This window comes from Shewanella sp. VK101, assembly GCF_056497865.1.
Genome location: NZ_CM151402.1, coordinates 41,504 through 59,631, shown reverse-complemented (window position 1 = coordinate 59,631; position 18,128 = coordinate 41,504). Strand labels below are relative to the sequence as shown.

At 52.8% G+C, this 18,128-nt stretch carries 11 protein-coding genes, 1 tRNA gene and 3 rRNA genes; 5 read left to right on the top strand and 10 right to left on the bottom strand.

The genetic code is table 11. The features are described from left to right. The first annotated feature begins 3 nt into the window (after window positions 1-3). Window positions 4-3,147, top strand: a complete 3,144-nt coding sequence (locus ACSHSR_RS00260) for an efflux RND transporter permease subunit (protein ID WP_479631155.1) — start codon at window positions 4-6, stop codon at window positions 3,145-3,147. A 67-nt stretch (window positions 3,148-3,214) separates the two neighbouring features. Here the strand turns inward: ACSHSR_RS00260 and ACSHSR_RS00255 are convergent, their stop codons facing one another. The 4 genes from ACSHSR_RS00255 to ACSHSR_RS00240 all read right to left on the bottom strand — a co-directional run bounded on the left by ACSHSR_RS00255 (window position 3,215) and on the right by ACSHSR_RS00240 (window position 6,634). Continuing rightward, entirely contained in the window at window positions 3,215-4,405 is a 1,191-nt protein-coding gene (locus tag ACSHSR_RS00255) for a BaiN/RdsA family NAD(P)/FAD-dependent oxidoreductase (protein WP_107111771.1), read from the bottom strand. A 78-nt stretch (window positions 4,406-4,483) separates the two neighbouring features. Then, complete coding sequence (gene gpsA, locus ACSHSR_RS00250; protein WP_071237641.1) at window positions 4,484-5,500, bottom strand: NAD(P)H-dependent glycerol-3-phosphate dehydrogenase; 1,017 nt, start codon at window positions 5,498-5,500, stop codon at window positions 4,484-4,486. A gap of 7 nt (window positions 5,501-5,507) precedes the next feature. After that, window positions 5,508-5,993, bottom strand: coding sequence for a protein-export chaperone SecB (gene secB, locus ACSHSR_RS00245; protein ID WP_025010842.1), 486 nt, complete (start codon window positions 5,991-5,993; stop codon window positions 5,508-5,510). A gap of 206 nt (window positions 5,994-6,199) precedes the next feature. Beyond that, window positions 6,200-6,634, bottom strand: a complete 435-nt coding sequence (locus ACSHSR_RS00240) for a rhodanese-like domain-containing protein (RefSeq protein ID WP_025888165.1) — start codon at window positions 6,632-6,634, stop codon at window positions 6,200-6,202. A gap of 228 nt (window positions 6,635-6,862) precedes the next feature. On the opposite strand from ACSHSR_RS00240, the gene gpmM reads away from it, so the two are divergent. Genes gpmM through ACSHSR_RS00220 form a run of 4 tightly spaced genes read left to right on the top strand, consistent with a single transcriptional unit; the run spans window position 6,863 to window position 11,553 of the window. Beyond that, window positions 6,863-8,404 (top strand): 2,3-bisphosphoglycerate-independent phosphoglycerate mutase, encoded by a 1,542-nt coding sequence (gpmM, locus tag ACSHSR_RS00235; protein ID WP_101058651.1) that lies wholly within the window; start codon window positions 6,863-6,865, stop codon window positions 8,402-8,404. Between the two features lie 10 nt (window positions 8,405-8,414). Continuing rightward, window positions 8,415-9,551, top strand: coding sequence for a murein hydrolase activator EnvC family protein (locus ACSHSR_RS00230; RefSeq protein WP_028780822.1), 1,137 nt, complete (start codon window positions 8,415-8,417; stop codon window positions 9,549-9,551). Between the two features lie 32 nt (window positions 9,552-9,583). Continuing rightward, window positions 9,584-10,789 (top strand): S41 family peptidase, encoded by a 1,206-nt coding sequence (locus ACSHSR_RS00225; RefSeq protein ID WP_144225346.1) that lies wholly within the window; start codon window positions 9,584-9,586, stop codon window positions 10,787-10,789. 14 nt (window positions 10,790-10,803) lie between these two features. Then, the gene (locus ACSHSR_RS00220; protein WP_144225345.1) at window positions 10,804-11,553 is read left to right on the top strand and encodes a divergent polysaccharide deacetylase family protein; all 750 of its coding nucleotides are present in this window, start codon (window positions 10,804-10,806) and stop codon (window positions 11,551-11,553) included. Here ACSHSR_RS00220 and ACSHSR_RS00215 read toward each other — a convergent pair whose 3' ends face one another. The 6 genes from ACSHSR_RS00215 to ACSHSR_RS00190 all read right to left on the bottom strand — a co-directional run bounded on the left by ACSHSR_RS00215 (window position 11,554) and on the right by ACSHSR_RS00190 (window position 17,842). Further along, window positions 11,554-12,006: an Rrf2 family transcriptional regulator gene (locus ACSHSR_RS00215; protein WP_025010845.1), complete on the bottom strand. Its 453-nt coding sequence runs from the start codon at window positions 12,004-12,006 to the stop codon at window positions 11,554-11,556. 9 nt (window positions 12,007-12,015) lie between these two features. Then, window positions 12,016-12,270, bottom strand: a complete 255-nt coding sequence (locus tag ACSHSR_RS00210) for a YkgJ family cysteine cluster protein (protein ID WP_025010846.1) — start codon at window positions 12,268-12,270, stop codon at window positions 12,016-12,018. 241 nt (window positions 12,271-12,511) lie between these two features. Beyond that, a tRNA-Asp gene (locus tag ACSHSR_RS00205) sits at window positions 12,512-12,588 on the bottom strand. 37 nt (window positions 12,589-12,625) lie between these two features. Further along, window positions 12,626-12,741, bottom strand: a 5S ribosomal RNA gene (gene rrf, locus ACSHSR_RS00200). 230 nt (window positions 12,742-12,971) lie between these two features. After that, a 23S ribosomal RNA gene (locus tag ACSHSR_RS00195) occupies window positions 12,972-15,864 on the bottom strand. A 433-nt stretch (window positions 15,865-16,297) separates the two neighbouring features. Continuing rightward, window positions 16,298-17,842 (bottom strand): 16S ribosomal RNA (locus ACSHSR_RS00190). Together the 16S, 23S and 5S rRNA genes with 1 tRNA gene alongside form the textbook arrangement of a ribosomal RNA operon. Between the last annotated feature and the right edge of the window lie 286 nt (window positions 17,843-18,128).

Here is an 18,128-nt window from a genome sequence, read left to right as displayed (position 1 = left end):
AACATGCTGAAAAAAATCATTGAAGCCTCTATCAAACAGAGGGTGATGGTGCTGATTGTCACCCTGATGGTGACGGTTTGGGGGATTCAGGCGCTGCGTACCACGCCGCTCGACGCCCTGCCGGATCTGTCCGATGTGCAGGTCATCATTAAAACCGCCTATCCGGGACAGGCGCCCAAGCTGGTAGAGGAACAGGTGACCTATCCCCTGTCCACCGCCATGCTGGCCGTGCCCGGGGCCAAGACGGTGCGCGGCTATTCCATGTTCGGTGACTCCTATGTCTATGTGATCTTTGAAGATGGCACCGACATCTATTGGGCCCGCTCCCGGGTATTGGAATACCTGAGCCAGATAAGCAGTCGTTTACCCGAAGGGGTGCAACCCTCACTGGGGCCCGATGCCTCCGGGGTCGGTTGGATCTATGAATATGCCCTGGTAGACCGCAGCGGTAATCTGGACCTTTCGCAACTCAAGAGTTTGCAGGACTGGTATTTGAAGCTGGAATTGCAGAGTGTTGCCGGGGTATCGGAAGTCGCCACAGTCGGAGGCATGGAACAGACCTATCAGATAGTGCTGGAGCCGGACAAGCTGGCGATTTACAAGCTGGACATCGCCTCAGTCAAGCAGGCTATTACCAAGGCCAACAACGAGGCCGGCGGCTCTGTGGTGGAGATGGCCGAAGCCGAGTATATGGTACGCGCCAAGGGCTATCGTCAAACACTGGCGGACTTTCGTGAAATCCCGCTGGGGATCACCAGCCCCTCAGGCACACCACTGCTGCTGAAAGACGTTGCCACCGTACGCAAGGGCCCTGCATCTCGCCGCGGCATAGCCGAGCTCGATGGTGAGGGCGAAGTCGTCGGTGGCATCATAGTCATGCGCTATGGGGAAAACGCCCTGGCGACTATCGAGGCGGTGAAAACCAAGCTGGAAGAACTCAAGGCGGGGCTCCCCGAAGGCGTGGAGATAGTTCCCACCTACGACAGATCGCAACTGATTGAAAACTCAGTCGACAACCTGCTGCACAAGGTGCTGGAAGAGATGGTAGTTGTGAGCATTGTTTGCTTGCTGTTTCTGCTGCACGCTCGCTCGACCCTGGTGGCCGTCATTACCCTGCCACTGTCGATACTGATCGCCTTTATTGTGATGAACAATATGGGGGTTAACGCCAATATCATGAGTCTTGGCGGTATCGCCATCGCCATCGGGGCCGTGGTAGATGGCGCCATTGTGATGATCGAGAATATGCACAAGCACCTCGAGCATTTCAAACAGGACCACCAGCGCCAACCCGACGCCAAAGAGCATTGGAAAATTGTCGCCGAGGCCTCCATTGAGGTGGGCCCGGCACTCTTCTTCTCCTTGCTGATCATTACCCTGAGCTTTGTGCCTGTATTTGCCCTCGAAGCCCAGGAAGGCAGGCTGTTCAGCCCTCTGGCTTATACCAAAACCTTTGCCATGGCCGCCGCGGCTGTGTTGTCGATCACCTTGGTGCCTATCCTGATGGGCTTCTTTATCCGCGGCAAGATACCCTCGGAAAGCAGCAACCCACTAAGCCGGGTGTTGATAGCCATCTACAAACCTATGCTCAATGCTGTGCTGCGCTTCCCCAAGCTAACCCTGCTGGCGGCTCTGGTGGCGCTGGCCAGTGCCTGGTATCCGGTGAGTCATATGGGTAGTGAGTTTATGCCCGAGCTAGAGGAAGGCGATCTCCTGTACATGCCAACAGCCTTGCCGGGCATCAGTGCCAGCAAGGCCGCCGAAGTGCTGCAACAAACCGACCGGCTGATCAAAACCGTTCCGGAAGTGGCGCGGGTGTTTGGCAAGGTTGGCCGCGCCGAAACCGCCACGGATCCTGCGCCATTGACCATGCTGGAAACCACCATAATGCTCAAACCCAAAGAGCAGTGGCGCGAAGGCATGGATCTCGACGGCATTATTGCCCAGCTGCAAAGTACGGTAAAAGTGCCCGGTCTTACCAACGCCTGGGTGCAGCCGATCAAGACCCGTATCGACATGCTGTCTACCGGTATCAAGACACCTGTGGGGATTAAGATCACCGGCGCCGATGTCAATCAACTGCAGGAGATAGGGGCCCAGATAGAAGCAATTCTATCGGCGCAGCCTCATACCAAGTCGGCCTATGCCGAGCGGGTGGGTGGCGGCCGCTACATAGACATCACGCCGAAACTCGAGGTGACCTCCAGATATGGCATGACCCTGAGCGATATTCAGGACGTAGTACGTTACGCAATAGGCGGCATGAATATCGGTGAGTCGGTTCAAGGTGCCGAGCGCTATCCCATCAACCTGCGCTATCCAAGAGAGTTGCGTGACAATATAGAAAAGCTCAGAGAGCTGCCGGTGATCACCAAGAGTGGCCACTATCTGCCGCTGCGCAATCTGGCCGACATCGAAATCACGGATGGCGCGCCTATGCTCAAGAGTGAGAATGGTCGTTTGATCTCCTGGGTATTTGTCGATATCGGCGGCACGTCCATCGGTGAGTATATCGAAGCCGTCAAGCCGGTATTGGAGCAGGAGCTCAAGCTGCCGGCCAGGTACAGCTACAGCTTTGCCGGCCAGTATGAGTATATGCAGCGGGTCGATGCCAAACTGCAGCAAGTGATCCCCATGGCACTGGCGGTGATCTTCATACTGCTGCTGATGACCTTCGGCTCATCCATGCAGGCCAGCATCATTATGCTGTCGCTGCCGTTTGCCTTGGTGGGCAGTACCTGGTTGCTGTATCTGCTGGACTACAACATGTCGGTCGCTGTCGCGGTGGGCATGATAGCCCTCGCCGGGGTCGCGGCCGAGTTTGGTGTGGTCATGCTGGTGTATCTCAACAATGCCATCAAGCACAAGCAGGACAGAGGCGAATACCACAGAGTGGAAGACCTTAAGGACGCCCTGATTGAAGGTGCGGTGATGCGGATCCGCCCCAAGGCGATGACAGTGGCGACCATCTTCTTCGGTCTGCTCCCGATTATGTGGGGCGCAGGTTCGGGCAACGATGTGATGCAGAAGATTGCCGCGCCCATGGTCGGTGGCATGGTTACCGCCCCCGTGCTGTCGCTCTTTGTACTGCCGGCGCTCTATCTGCTTATCTACCGTCGTCACTTGAGCAAGCCTAAGGCTGAATAAGCCAGTAGATGATTGCAAGAGCAAAAACGGCTGCCAATGCAGCCGTTTTTTATTGGATTGAGCTCAGTTACACCACTTCACCAGCGGCGTAGCCGGAACTCCAGGCCCACTGGAAATTATAGCCGCCGAGCCAGCCACTGACATCCACCACTTCACCGATAAAATAGAGTCCGGGATGACGCTTGGCCTCCATGGTCTTGGAGGATAACTCATTGGTGTCCACTCCGCCCAGAGTCACCTCGGCGGTACGATAACCCTCGGTGCCGCCGGGTTGGATGTGCCAGCAGTGGAAATAACTGTCCAGTGCTGCCACATCTGCCTTGGACAGTTGGTTAAGGTTCTTGTTGGGTAATTCGCCCAGCTCCAGCAGCCTCTCAACCAAGCGCTTAGGTAGCAGCCGAGATAGTCCATTTTTAAGCGACAATTTTGGTGATTCAGCAGTAATTGTTTTGCACCAATCGACAAAATCCAGGTCCGGTAGTAAATCAAAAAGCACACTCTGGCCTGGCTGCCAGTAGGAGGAGATCTGCAGCACAGCCGGCCCGGACAAACCTCTGTGGGTGAATAACATGGCTTCTCTAAACTGCCTGCCGCACTCGGCTTTGGCGATAACCGGCAAGCTGATACCGGACAGGCCTTCAAACCTGGCCTTGTCTTCAGGTTGCAAGGTAAAGGGAACCAGCCCGGCAGTGGTCGGCAGCACCTTGATGGCAAACTGCTCAGCAATGCGGAATCCAAACGGCGTAGCCCCGAGCTTGGGCATGGACAAGCCACCAGTGGCTATCACCAGTGATTCACAACCGTATTCCCCTTCACTGGTTTGTAGGCTGTAACCGTCATCTGTGGCTGCCACAGACAGAATTTCGGTACGCAGCTGAATTTTGACTCCGGCCCAATCGCACTCTGTGGTCAGCATATCAACAATGTCTTTAGCCGAGTCATCACAAAACAGCTGTCCGAGAGTCTTCTCGTGATAATCGATGCCGTGCCGCTCGACCATGGCGATAAAGTCCCACTGGCTGAAACGAGCCAGCGCCGATTTGACGAAGTGTGGGTTACTGCAGAGATAGGCGCCCGGTTCAATGTTCTGATTGGTGAAGTTGCAGCGACCGCCGCCACTGATCAGAATTTTGCGCCCCAGTTGTTTGGCGTTATCCAGCAAGAGGACATCCCGGCCCCGATATCCGGCAGTGAGGGCACACATTAACCCTGCGGCGCCAGCGCCGATAATGATCACCTGATGCTGTTTAACTGACATAACGCTCACTCTCGGGCCCAACAAGGGGCAATAAAAAAGGACGCTATTCTAGCATCCTTTTCCGGGATTGGAGATGGCTCAGTCTGCCGAGGTTTCCGACTTCTTCTCTCTGGCCAGCAGTTCTTTGGCCGCATCAATAGGCGATTTGCCCTGATACAACACCTGATAGATCTGCTCGGTGATCGGCATCTCAACCCCCAAGCGCTTGGCCAGGGTGTAGACCTCTTTGGTGTTGCGGTACCCTTCAACCACCTGACCGATTTCAGCCTGGGCAGTATCGACATCACAACCCTTACCCAATGCCAAACCAAAGCGACGGTTTCGCGATTGGTTATCGGTACAGGTCAGCACCAGGTCCCCAAGACCCGCCATTCCCATAAAGGTAGAAGCATGGGCGCCCAGGGCTTCCCCCAGACGGCTCAACTCCACCAAACCTCGGGTGATCAGGGCAGTACGGGCATTGGCACCAAAGCCAATACCATCGGACATGCCGGCGCCTATGGCGATGACATTCTTGACCGCGCCACCGAGTTGCAGGCCGATAAAATCGTCATTGGCATAGACTCTCAGACGTTTGGGGCTGTGCAACAGCTCCACCAGATCCTGGGTAAACTCGGCATCGGTACCAGCCACTGAGATGGCGGTTGGTAAACCTGCCGCCAGCTCTTTGGCAAAAGTCGGTCCGGACAATACCGCCAGCGGATACTTCTCCCCCAGCACATCGCGGGCAACATCCTGCAACAGGCGACCACTTTCCGGCTCCAGCCCCTTGGTGGCCCAAATGATGCGGGCATCATCACGCAGCAGAGGCTTGGCCTGAGCCAGCACATCAGCAAAAACGTGACTTGGTACCACCACCAGAATATTCCGCGACGCCGCCAATGCTTTGGCCAGATCGGCTTCCATCACCAGGGAGTCGGGAAAGGCTATCCCGGGAAGAAAGGCTTGGTTGCTGCGCTCGGCAGCGAGTTTGGCCACATGCTCGGGCTCATGCCCCCACAACAGGGTGCTGTGTCCATTGCTGGCCAAAGAAATGGCAAGGGCGGTGCCATAAGAGCCCGCCCCCAATACCGTTATTTCGGCAGTGTCTTTCATCGGCTGATTACGCGTTCGCTTCTTCGGCCGGAGCTTGCTCTGCGGCGGCTTGACGCTGCTGCACATACTGAGCGAACAGGGCGTCGAAGTTCACAGGAGCCAGGTTCAGCTGTGGGAAAGTACCACGGGATACTAGGCTTGCCACAGTTTCACGGGCATAAGGGAACAGGATGTTAGGGCAGTAAGCACCCAGAGAATGAGCCAGTTGAGGATCACTCAGACCTGAGATAGAGAAGATACCGGCTTGTTGTACTTCACACAGGAACGCAGTTTCTTCACCGTTTTTGGCAGTCACAGTCAGTGACAGTACCACTTCAAATACATCATCGGCCAACTTGGCGCTGCGGGTATCCAGATCCAGCTTAACTTCAGGATTCCACTCTTTCTGGAATACCGCTGGGCTGTTAGGTGTTTCGAAAGAAACGTCCTTGATATACACACGTTGAATGTTGAACTGTGGGGCTTGTTGTTCGTTGTTTGCTACTTCAGCCATAATTCCTACCTATCCATTTAGTCTCGGCTTGCAATGAGCCGGTGTTTGGGGCGTATGTTACTCGGGTCGGTTGCGACTCCCAGTCATCATCCCTGCTATTCATCTGTTCAGCGCCGGAACAGAACTCAGGATGCCGGTTGCCACTTCAGCATGGCCCACTCTACTAATAGAAGGGCGCAGGATGCAATGACAACCGCCGACACTCATTATCTTTTGCTTTTGGACACAGGCATATTTGCTGCCTGCCAATCACCCATACCACCTTTGAGGTTAAAGACTTTTTCAAAGCCTTGCTTAACCAAAATCTGAGCCGCTTGAGATGAGGTCATGCCAGCGTTGCATACCAGTATAATGGGTGTGGTTTTGTACTTTTCAAGGTTAGCGATTTGATTATTTTTGATGTCGGCCATAGGTACATTCTGGGCATTGATAATATGCGCCTTACGGAAGTCGGCATTGGCACGCACATCTATCACCTTGGCATCTTCTTTATTCATCAGGAAAATCGCCTGCTGATGATCAACGGTTTTAACCTTGGAGAAGCCGGATTTGAACAGGGTTACCACCACGGCTATAAACAAACCTACCCAGGCCAGGCTCAGCATGGGGTGGGCTTTAAGAAACTCTACATATTCCTGCATTTTTAACTGCCTGTTATCTATTGGGCCATTTAGGACAAGCGCAGAGTATACCCAGAGGCCAGGCAGATTGCAGCTGTTTCACAGCAGTTTTGCCCCTTGAGTCGGCGTTAAGGCGCGGTCCGCCCTATTATCACAATCGGGGCAAATGGCTTTTGCCCTCAGGACAGACGTAGTAATATTTAACCAATTTCAGATTTGACCGATTCTTTCAACTTTACAGGTATCAACATGAAGACAAGCAAACGTCCTTTGGCACTGCTTATTCTGGACGGCTGGGGTTATCGTGAGGGCACGCATATGAATGCCGTCCATCATGCCAATACTCCAGTTCTCGACAGACTCAACGCCGAATACGCCCACAGTTTGATTTCCGGCTCAGGTAAAGATGTAGGTTTGCCTGACGGGCAGATGGGCAACTCTGAAGTGGGCCATATCAATATTGGTTCCGGCCGTATCGTTTATCAGGAACTGACCCGCATCAGCAAGGCCATTGAAGATGGCGAATTTGAGCAAACCCAAGCACTTATCGAGGCGGTCGACGCTGCCATCAAGGCAGACGGCGCAGTACACATCATGGGACTGCTGTCACCCGGCGGTGTTCACAGCCATGAAGATCATCTTGAAGCCATGTGCCGCATGGCCGTCAAGCGGGGTGCCAAGCAGGTTTACCTGCACGCCTTCCTCGATGGGCGTGACACCCCACCACGCAGCGCCAAAGCCAGCCTGGAACGCTTCGACAAGCTGTTTGCCGAATTGGGCCGAGGTCGCATAGCCTCGATCGTTGGCCGCTACTACGCCATGGACAGGGACAACCGTTGGGACCGAGTCTCCCAAGCCTACGATCTGATCACTCAAGGTCAGGGGAAATACAGTGCCGACTCTGCCGTAGCCGCGCTGGAAGCTGCCTATGACCGCGATGAAAACGATGAGTTTGTTGCCGCAACTGCGATTCTGGATCAAGGTAAGGCCACAACACTGCACGATGGCGATGCGCTGATTTTCATGAACTTCCGTGCCGACCGCGCCAGACAGATCACCCGCGCCTTCGTCAATCCGGATTTCGATGGTTTTGAACGCGCAGTGACGCCCAAGGTTAACTTTGTCATGCTCACCGAGTATGCCGCCGATATCAAAGCCCCGGTAGCCTTCCCATCGGAAGACCTGGTCAACACTCTGGGCGAAGTACTGCAGAATCGCGGCCTGACCCAGCTGCGTATTTCAGAAACCGAGAAATACGCCCACGTAACCTTCTTCTTCAATGGCGGTAAAGAACAACCATTCGAGGGTGAAGACCGTATTCTGATCAATTCACCCAAAGTAGCTACCTATGACTTGCAACCTGAGATGAGTTCGACAGAGCTGACAGATAAGTTGGTTGAAGCTATTGAATCAACTAAATATGATGTCATTATCTGTAACTACCCCAACGGTGACATGGTAGGTCATACCGGCAAGTTTGATGCTGCGGTCAAGGCTTGCGAAGCTGTAGATGCCTGCATAGGCCGAGTAGTGGACGCACTGGCCAAGGTAGATGGTGAGTGCATTATCACTGCCGACCACGGCAACGCCGAGCAGATGGTGGACGAAACCACAGGCCAGGCTCATACCGCCCACACCAGTGAGCTGGTGCCCTTTATCTATGTCGGTCGCAAGGCCACAATCGATGAAGGTGGCCGCCTGAGTGATATCGCACCAACCATGCTGACACTGATGGGACAGAGCATTCCTGACGAAATGACAGGGCGTCCGTTAATCCATACAAAAGAGTAACACTGACCCGGTGCAGAAGCGTATTTTAGCCAAAGCCAGCATACTTGCTGGCTTTCTCGTGTTTTCCTCTCAGCTGCAGGCATCCGATCTGGAGCGGCGTCAGTCCGAGTTAAAGGCACTGCAATCCCAGATCACCGCCCAGCAAAACGCTCTGAGAGACACAGGCAAACAGCGGGAAAAACTGCTGCAACTGCTGAAAAAAGACGAGCAGGCTATCGCAGATGCCGCCCGTAAGGTCAATCAAACTGAAAATGCTCTCAGCGACGCCGAAAAGCGTCTCTCCGAGCTGAAGCAAAGAGCCGCACAGCTGGACAAGCTCAAAGAAAGCCAACAGCAAACCCTGGCCAAACAGCTAACCAGTGCTTATCTCGCCGGGAATCATGATTACAGTAAGATGCTGCTCAACCAGCAAGACCCGGCCACCATAGAACGGATGCTGGCCTACTATGACTTTCTCAACAAGGCCAGAATGCAGGCCATAGAACAACTGAAACAAACCCGCCAGGAATTGTCGGCGGTACAGCAGAGCGAGCAGCAGGAACGCAATCGACTCAACAAGCTGGTACTGGATCAAAAGGCTCAATCCAAGCGCCTCAATCAAGAACAGGATCAGCGACAACAGACATTGAAAGAACTGCAACGCACCATCAGCAGTAAGGCCTCAGAACTGGAGCAACTGCAGATAGAAGAAGCCTCGCTGAAACGGGTTGTCGAGCAAGCCCTGGCTGCCATGCGTGATAGCCCAAGCATGGATGGATTGGCCAAGTCTCGCGGCTCACTCAATTGGCCCACCAAGGGCAGGATCAAAAACAGCTTTGGCAGTCAGCGCTCCGGCAATGTGCGCTGGAAAGGTGTCATGTTATCGGCTCCGGAGGGCCAGTCTATCAGTGCCATAGCCGCCGGCAAGGTGATCTATGCCGACTGGCTGCGCGGTTTTGGTATGGTGTTGGTTGTCGACCATGGCAAAGGCTTTATGAGCCTTTATGGCCATGCCCAGGCATTGCTGAAAGATGCAGGAGATACGGTCAAGGCCGGCGAAGCTGTGGCACTGGTAGGACGTTCCGGAGGACAAACCGAGCCTGGCCTATACTTTGAGATAAGGCATAAGGGGCAAGCTGTCGATCCGGCAAATTACTGTCGGCGTTAATCATCAGCCCCCTGCACTTCAAAGGGGGCAACATGGGCAACTCTATTCGCAACCTGCTGTATATCGGTCTTGGTATAGTCATGGGAATCTCTCTCAGCCTGGCTAGCCACGAAAACTTTCCCAAACCCAGTCACACCCATGAGCTTTCATTGCTGCTGGATGTGATGGATACAGTGGAAACCTACTACGTCAGGGACATCAGCCGCAGGGAACTTGTCGACGCCGCCATTGAAGGCATATTTCAACGTCTCGACCCTTATTCCAGTTTTCTGAAACCCGAACAGATGAACAGCCTCAGGGACAGCAACCGAGGGGAATACTTCGGCTACGGCTTTGAAGTGTCCACCGAAGGGGAAAAACTCAGAATTATCGCGCCCTTCCCTGGCTCTCCGGCCGAACAAGCCGGGATCATGGCCGGCGATATTGTTACTGCCGTCAATGGAGAGAGTATTGCCAAGCAGTCTCTGGAAGAAGTGCTTAGCCAAATAAAGCACTTCAGCAGCAGCAACCGTGAGTTATCGCTGCAGCTGCATCATGCTCACTCGGATGTCAGCTTTGAAGTCAGCCTCAAACCGGCCACTATCAGCGTCCACTCTGTGCTTGGGAAAATGCTGACCAACGACATTGGCTATATTCGCCTGGCAAGTTTTCAGGAAGATTCGACCCGCGACATAGTCCATCTGTTGAGCGAGTGGCAACAGCAGCCACTAAATGGTTTGATTCTGGATTTGCGCAACAATCCCGGAGGCTTGCTGGATCAAGCGATTCGAATTGCTGATCTGTTTCTGGATAAGGGCCGTATAGTCGCCACCGAAGGGCGCTTCTTCGATGCCAACTCAGATTACTATGCATCTCCGCAAACCATGCTGACCGGCGTGCCCATATTAGTGCTGATCAATCGCGGTTCAGCTTCAGCATCCGAAGTGCTGGCGGCGGCGCTGCAGGAGAACAACCGTGCCAAGGTGATAGGTGAAACCAGCTTCGGTAAAGGTACAGTACAAAGCCTGATCCCAACACTTGTCGATGGTAATGCCATCAAGCTGACCATAGCCCGCTATACCACACCCAAGGGTCAGGATATCAACGCCAAAGGGGTGGAACCCGATATAAAAATCGCACCCAATACTGTTTCCGATAACAAAACTGTGCCTATAATCGACCTCATATCTCCCCATGCAGATACTGCCAGCGATAGAGCCATCAACTCGGCGGTGGCATGGATACAATCAAATAAATAAAATTAATATAAAACGTGCGCTATTGTTTCTACTTACTACTGCTGGTCGTAAGTTGCTCTCCCGCGTGGGGAGCCAGACTGGCAATCGTTATCGATGATATAGGTTACCGCCATACAGATGAGGCCGCCCTGTCCTTGCCTTCAGCTGTGACCTTGTCTGTATTGCCACATACCCCTCTCGGGCAACAACTGGCTCGCCAGGCTCACAGCAAAGGCCACGAAATCATGGTGCACCTCCCCATGCAGGCGCTTAACGGCAAGGCCATGGGGCCTGGTGGGCTCAACAACCAGATGTCAGAAACCGAGTTCAAAGCAACCCTCAAGAGAGCTTTGCAGAGCGTGCCCTTTGCCAGGGGAAGTAACAACCATATGGGGAGTTTGTTGACTCAACTTGAGCAACCTATGGTCTGGTTAATGGAAGTATTGCATCAGGAAGAGCACTTCTTTATCGACAGCGTTACCACACGCTACACCAAGGCGGGAGATAAGGCCGATGCCCTCGGCGTTCCGCTGCTGAGACGTCAGGTGTTTCTGGATAATCAGCTAACCGAGCAGGCTTTCGAAAGACAATTGGACTTGGCAATAGCCAAGGCCCAAAGCGAAGGTGAAGCCTTGATGATAGCTCACCCTTACCCAGAGAGTATGCAATTCCTCAAGAAGAGACTGCCAGAGCTGGCAAAGATAGGGGTCACTCTGGTGCCGGCTTCCAACTTACTGCCAATCTCATGGGCCAAGAAGCAGAATACAAGCGGTGAAAAACTCTGACTAGAGTTGCAGTACAGGGATATCCAGATCCGGCAGCAAGGCTCGCAACTCCTGTTGGTTACTGACAATATCTGCCAGCGTATAACGGTCGAGCACAGCCAGATAGGCATTCACAGCTTGAGCCAGAACCCCTTTCAGCTGACAAGCAGGAGTCAATCGACAATAAGGCTTGCTGCAATCAATAGGCGCCAGTGAGTTTTCCAGTGCCCTCACCAGTTCGCCGACATTGATCTTCTCTGGAGCCATCCCCAAACGAAAACCACCACTCTTTCCACGTATAGTTTGCAGATAACCCAGCTTACCCAGGTGATGTACTATCTTGGAGACATGATTAGGTGAAAGATCAAAAACCTCTGTGATCTCTGCGATTCGAAACAAAGTCTCACGCTCCGGTTGAATCGCCAGGTACATAAGAGTTCTTATTCCAAAATCTGTATAACGCGTTAACTGCATCTTTCACCTTCAGGAAGAGGTTTCCACCTCTAAAGAGCCTATCAGCCAGAGCGCCTCTTCGTTGCTGTTACCACATACATCGACCGATGCCGAGAATTCGCTGCACACATCGGGACGTTCAGAGGAACCAAAGAGGCGACATAGATTGTTGTCATCCAGTTGCACACAGCGAACCCCTGCGGGTTTACCTCCCGGCATCCCGGGTATGGCACTACTGATGGAGGGTGCAATGCAACAGGCCCCGCAACCGATACGACAATCCACAATCATCACCTGTAATAGAATATGACTATTATAACGACAAAAAATTTTCGGGTAAGTACTCAAGTCACAGACTCAAGCGAATCCTACAGCCAAAGCGAATATAACAATAGCGCTTATGCATTCTCTATAGTCAACCTTAAGGACCTGGGTTTTCCAGGTCGCAGGGATGATTCCCAGTAAATTTGCAGAAAAGAATCAAACGAAAAAAGCCTCATCTTTCGATGAGGCTTTCTCTTTAAGTTGGCGGAGCGGACGGGACTCGAACCCGCGACCCCCGGCGTGACAGGCCGGTATTCTAACCAACTGAACTACCGCTCCTTTAGTATCACGCCTTGGCGCACTACTAAAATTGGGCGTCTGGCGATGACCTACTCTCACATGGGGAGACCCCACACTACCATCGGCGCGATTGCGTTTCACTTCTGAGTTCGGGATGGGATCAGGTGGGACCACAATGCTATTGTCACCAGACATATTCTTACTGGTTAATTGTCCGTCTGACGGTATTGTTTCCTCGCTACGCTGCTCATGTACTTCAGTACACTGCGCGGTTCGCTCGTCACGGCTTTGTCAGCCAAACAATTACCTGCGTCATTAACCTTTATTCTTCAATTCAGAAAGCTGTGCTCTTCTTCAGAGCCTGAGTTCAAACTTCAATCAAGTATCGACTTCTTCAAGTCCGTAAAACCCATCTGGGTTGTATGGTTAAGCCTCTCGAGTCATTAGTACAGGTTAGCTCAACGCCTCGCAACGCTTACACACCCTGCCTATCAACGTCCTGGTCTCGAACGGCTCTTCAGAGGGCTCCAGGCCCTAGGGATGACTCATCTTGGGGCTCGCTTCCCGCTTAGATGCTTTCAGCGGTTATCGATTCCGAACGTAGCTACCGGGCAATGCCATTGGCATGACAACCCGAACACCAGCGGTTCGTCCACTCCGGTCCTCTCGTACTAGGAGCAGCTCCCCTCAATCATCCAACGCCCACGGCAGATAGGGACCGAACTGTCTCACGACGTTCTGAACCCAGCTCGCGTACCACTTTAAATGGCGAACAGCCATACCCTTGGGACCGACTTCAGCCCCAGGATGTGATGAGCCGACATCGAGGTGCCAAACACCGCCGTCGATATGAACTCTTGGGCGGTATCAGCCTGTTATCCCCGGAGTACCTTTTATCCGTTGAGCGATGGCCCTTCCATTCAGAACCACCGGATCACTATGACCTGCTTTCGCACCTGCTCGACGTGTCTGTCTCGCAGTTAAGCTGGCTTATGCCATTACACTAACCGTACGATGTCCGACCGTACTTAGCCAACCTTCGTGCTCCTCCGTTACTCTTTGGGAGGAGACCGCCCCAGTCAAACTACCCACCAGGCACTGTCCCTAACCCCGATTAGGGGCCCAGGTTAGAACATCAACACTACAAGGGTGGTATTTCAAGGTTGACTCCAACAAGACTGGCGTCTCATCTTCATAGTCTCCCACCTATCCTACACATGTAGGGTCAATGTTCAGTGCCAAGCTATAGTAAAGGTTCACGGGGTCTTTCCGTCTAGCCGCGGGTATACGGCATCTTCACCGCAATTTCAACTTCACTGAGTCTCGGCTGGAGACAGCGTGGCCATCATTACGCCATTCGTGCAGGTCGGAACTTACCCGACAAGGAATTTCGCTACCTTAGGACCGTTATAGTTACGGCCGCCGTTTACCGGGGCTTCGATCATGAGCTTCTCCGAAGATAACCCAATCAATTAACCTTCCGGCACCGGGCAGGCGTCACACCGTATACGTCATCTTGCGATTTTGCACAGTGCTGTGTTTTTGATAAACAGTTGCAGCCACCTGGTATCTGCGACTCCCGTCAGCTCAGAGAGCAAGTCTCATCACCAACAGGAGCGTACCTTCTCCCGAAGTTACGGTACCATTTTGCCTAGTTCCTTCAGCCGAGTTCTCTCAAGCGCCTTGGTATTCTCTACCCGACCACCTGTGTCGGTTTGGGGTACGATTCCTGCTAACCTGAAGCTTAGAAGATTTTCCTGGAAGCATGGCATCAACCACTTCATCCCCTTAGGGACTCGTCGTCAGCTCTCAGTGTATGTGTGCCCGGATTTGCCTAAGCACACCACCTACTACCTTAAACGCGGACTACCAACGCCGCGCCGGCCTAGCCTTCTCCGTCTCTCCATCGCAGTTAGCAGAAGTACGGGAATATTAACCCGTTTCCCATCGACTACGCCTTTCAGCCTCGCCTTAGGGGTCGACTCACCCTGCCCCGATTAACGTTGGACAGGAACCCTTGGTCTTTCGGCGAGGGGGTTTTTCACCCCCTTTATCGTTACTCATGTCAGCATTCGCACTTCTGATACCTCCAGCGTGGGTTACCCCTTCGCCTTCAACGGCTTACAGAACGCTCCTCTACCGCACTGATGCAAGCATCAGTACCCGTAGCTTCGGTGAATTGCTTAGCCCCGTTACATCTTCCGCGCAGGCCGACTCGACTAGTGAGCTATTACGCTTTCTTTAAATGATGGCTGCTTCTAAGCCAACATCCTAGCTGTCTAAGCCTTCCCACATCGTTTCCCACTTAGCAATTACTTTGGGACCTTAGCTGACGGTCTGGGTTGTTTCCCTTTTGACGACGGACGTTAGCACCCGCCGTCTGTCTCCCGGATAGCACTCTTTGGTATTCGGAGTTTGCAAAGGGTTGGTAAGTCGGGATGACCCCCTAGCCTTAACAGTGCTCTACCCCCAAAGGTGTTCGTCCGAGGCGCTACCTAAATAGCTTTCGAGGAGAACCAGATATCTCCCGGTTTGATTGGCCTTTCACCCCCAGCCACAAGTCATCCGCTAATTTTTCAACATTAGTCGGTTCGGTCCTCCAGTTGATGTTACTCAACCTTCAACCTGCCCATGGCTAGATCACCGGGTTTCGGGTCTACACCTAGCAACTATACGCGCAGTTAACACTCGGTTTCCCTACGGCTCCGCTATTCGCTTAACCTCGCTACTAAATGTAAGTCGCTGACCCATTATACAAAAGGTACGCAGTCACGGTCTCAAGAACCGCTTCCACTGCTTGTACGTATACGGTTTCAGGTTCTATTTCACTCCCCTCACAGGGGTTCTTTTCGCCTTTCCCTCACGGTACTGGTTCACTATCGGTCAGTCAGGAGTATTTAGCCTTGGAGGATGGTCCCCCCATATTCAGACAACATATCACGTGTGCCGCCTTACTCGATTTCATCTCTGGTTAGTTTACGTGTACGGGGCTATCACCCTGTGCCGCTGTGCTTTCCAACACATTCCACTAACACCCCAAAGACTTAAGGGCTAATCCCCGTTCGCTCGCCGCTACTTGGGGAATCTCGGTTGATTTCTTTTCCTAAGGGTACTTAGATGTTTCAGTTCCCCTCGTTCGCCTCACTAAGCTATGTATTCACTTAGTGATGACAGCTTATGCTGCCGGGTTTCCCCATTCGGACATCGCTGGCTCAAATGCTTGTTACTAGCTCACCAACGCTTTTCGCAAGTTACTACGTCCTTCATCGCCTCTGACTGCCAAGGCATCCACCGTATACGCTTGGTCGCTTAACCATACAACCCGGATGAGTTTTCATCTCGCTTGTCAGTACTCATGTTGTCGTTATTGTGCTTTTCATTCGTCAGTCATGTAGCGCTGCTACACTCCTTCCTCACTCAAATCACCGCTTAGACACCATGTCGCCTGACTGCGCTACCTTATCGGTAACATAGCGGAAAACACGGGTTGTATTGCAACTAGCTTAGGTTTACTTGTCTCACCTCCGGGTTAAGGAAGTGGACTCGCCTTGAAGAATTTCCAAAACACTTGATTGAAGTGTTTGAGAACTCAATTTGTATGCATCAAATCCACTCCGAAGAGTTGGTTTTGATGTCTACTATCAGCTTTCCAAATTGTTAAAGAACTCATTGACCTACCAGGGTCAACGGCCTGCTCTATGAACAAGCAATCTGTGTGAACACTCAAAAGCACCAATTATCGCTTAGGTAAGGAGGTGATCCAGCCCCAGGTTCCCCTAGGGCTACCTTGTTACGACTTCACCCCAGTCATGAACCACACCGTGGTAAACGCCCTCCCGAAGGTTAAGCTATCTACTTCTGGTGCAGCCCACTCCCATGGTGTGACGGGCGGTGTGTACAAGGCCCGGGAACGTATTCACCGTGGCATTCTGATCCACGATTACTAGCGATTCCGACTTCATGGAGTCGAGTTGCAGACTCCAATCCGGACTACGACCAGCTTTATGGGATTAGCTCCACCTCGCGGCTTCGCAACCCTCTGTACTGACCATTGTAGCACGTGTGTAGCCCTACTCGTAAGGGCCATGATGACTTGACGTCGTCCCCACCTTCCTCCGGTTTATCACCGGCAGTCTCCCTAAAGTTCCCGGCATTACCCGCTGGCAAGTAAGGATAGGGGTTGCGCTCGTTGCGGGACTTAACCCAACATTTCACAACACGAGCTGACGACAGCCATGCAGCACCTGTCTCACAGTTCCCGAAGGCACTGAGGTATCTCTACCAGATTCTGTGGATGTCAAGAGTAGGTAAGGTTCTTCGCGTTGCATCGAATTAAACCACATGCTCCACCGCTTGTGCGGGCCCCCGTCAATTCATTTGAGTTTTAACCTTGCGGCCGTACTCCCCAGGCGGTCTACTTAATGCGTTAGCTTGAGAGCCCAGTGTTCAAGACACCAAACTCCGAGTAGACATCGTTTACGGCGTGGACTACCAGGGTATCTAATCCTGTTTGCTCCCCACGCTTTCGTGCCTGAGCGTCAGTCTTTGTCCAGGGGGCCGCCTTCGCCACCGGTATTCCTCCAGATCTCTACGCATTTCACCGCTACACCTGGAATTCTACCCCCCTCTACAAGACTCTAGTTTGCCAGTTCGAAATGCGGTTCCCAGGTTGAGCCCGGGGCTTTCACATCTCGCTTAACAAACCGCCTGCGCACGCTTTACGCCCAGTAATTCCGATTAACGCTCGCACCCTCCGTATTACCGCGGCTGCTGGCACGGAGTTAGCCGGTGCTTCTTCTGCGAGTAACGTCACAGATGTAAGGTATTAACTTACACCCTTTCCTCCTCGCTGAAAGTGCTTTACAACCCGAAGGCCTTCTTCACACACGCGGCATGGCTGCATCAGGGTTTCCCCCATTGTGCAATATTCCCCACTGCTGCCTCCCGTAGGAGTCTGGGCCGTGTCTCAGTCCCAGTGTGGCTGATCATCCTCTCAGACCAGCTAGGGATCGTCGCCTAGGTGAGCCTTTACCTCACCTACTAGCTAATCCCACCTGGGCTTATCCATCAGCGCAAGGCCCGAAGGTCCCCTGCTTTCCCCCGTAGGGCGTATGCGGTATTAGCAGTCGTTTCCAACTGTTATCCCCCACAAATGGGCAAATTCCCAGGCATTACTCACCCGTCCGCCGCTCGTCATCTTCAAAAGCAAGCTTTTGAAATGTTACCGCTCGACTTGCATGTGTTAGGCCTGCCGCCAGCGTTCAATCTGAGCCATGATCAAACTCTTCAATTAAAGTTTTGGTTGAACCCGAAGGTTCTGCTCAATGAATTCTGTTCGTATGAACACTCTTCATCGAGTTAAATCGTTTTGTCGATTTCTCAATGCCTGTGAGTGTCCACACAGATTTGCTTGTTTATCTTGTTAAAGAGCAATCCCTTAGGCGCTGTGGCCATCGGGTCAGGGCTGCGTATTCTACGCTTTCCTGCTGCGGCGTCAAGAGGTAATTACCATCTTTTTTCGCCTGTCGTTGAAAGGACTCGAGAGCCGTTTTTCTTCGACCCTGTCACGTCTTTCGCGT

Bases quoted from the DNA above. Each gene is read 5' to 3' on its own strand.
- gpmM (WP_101058651.1), top strand. From the start codon at position 6,863: ATGAAGACAAGCAAACGTCCTTTGGCACTGCTTATTCTGGACGGCTGG.
- ACSHSR_RS00225 (WP_144225346.1), top strand. From the start codon at position 9,584: ATGGGCAACTCTATTCGCAACCTGCTGTATATCGGTCTTGGTATAGTC.
- ACSHSR_RS00255 (WP_107111771.1), bottom strand. From the start codon at position 4,405: ATGTCAGTTAAACAGCATCAGGTGATCATTATCGGCGCTGGCGCCGCA.
- gpsA (WP_071237641.1), bottom strand. From the start codon at position 5,500: ATGAAAGACACTGCCGAAATAACGGTATTGGGGGCGGGCTCTTATGGC.
- ACSHSR_RS00260 (WP_479631155.1), top strand. From the start codon at position 4: ATGCTGAAAAAAATCATTGAAGCCTCTATCAAACAGAGGGTGATGGTG.
- ACSHSR_RS00240 (WP_025888165.1), bottom strand. From the start codon at position 6,634: ATGCAGGAATATGTAGAGTTTCTTAAAGCCCACCCCATGCTGAGCCTG.
- secB (WP_025010842.1), bottom strand. From the start codon at position 5,993: ATGGCTGAAGTAGCAAACAACGAACAACAAGCCCCACAGTTCAACATT.
- ACSHSR_RS00215 (WP_025010845.1), bottom strand. From the start codon at position 12,006: ATGCAGTTAACGCGTTATACAGATTTTGGAATAAGAACTCTTATGTAC.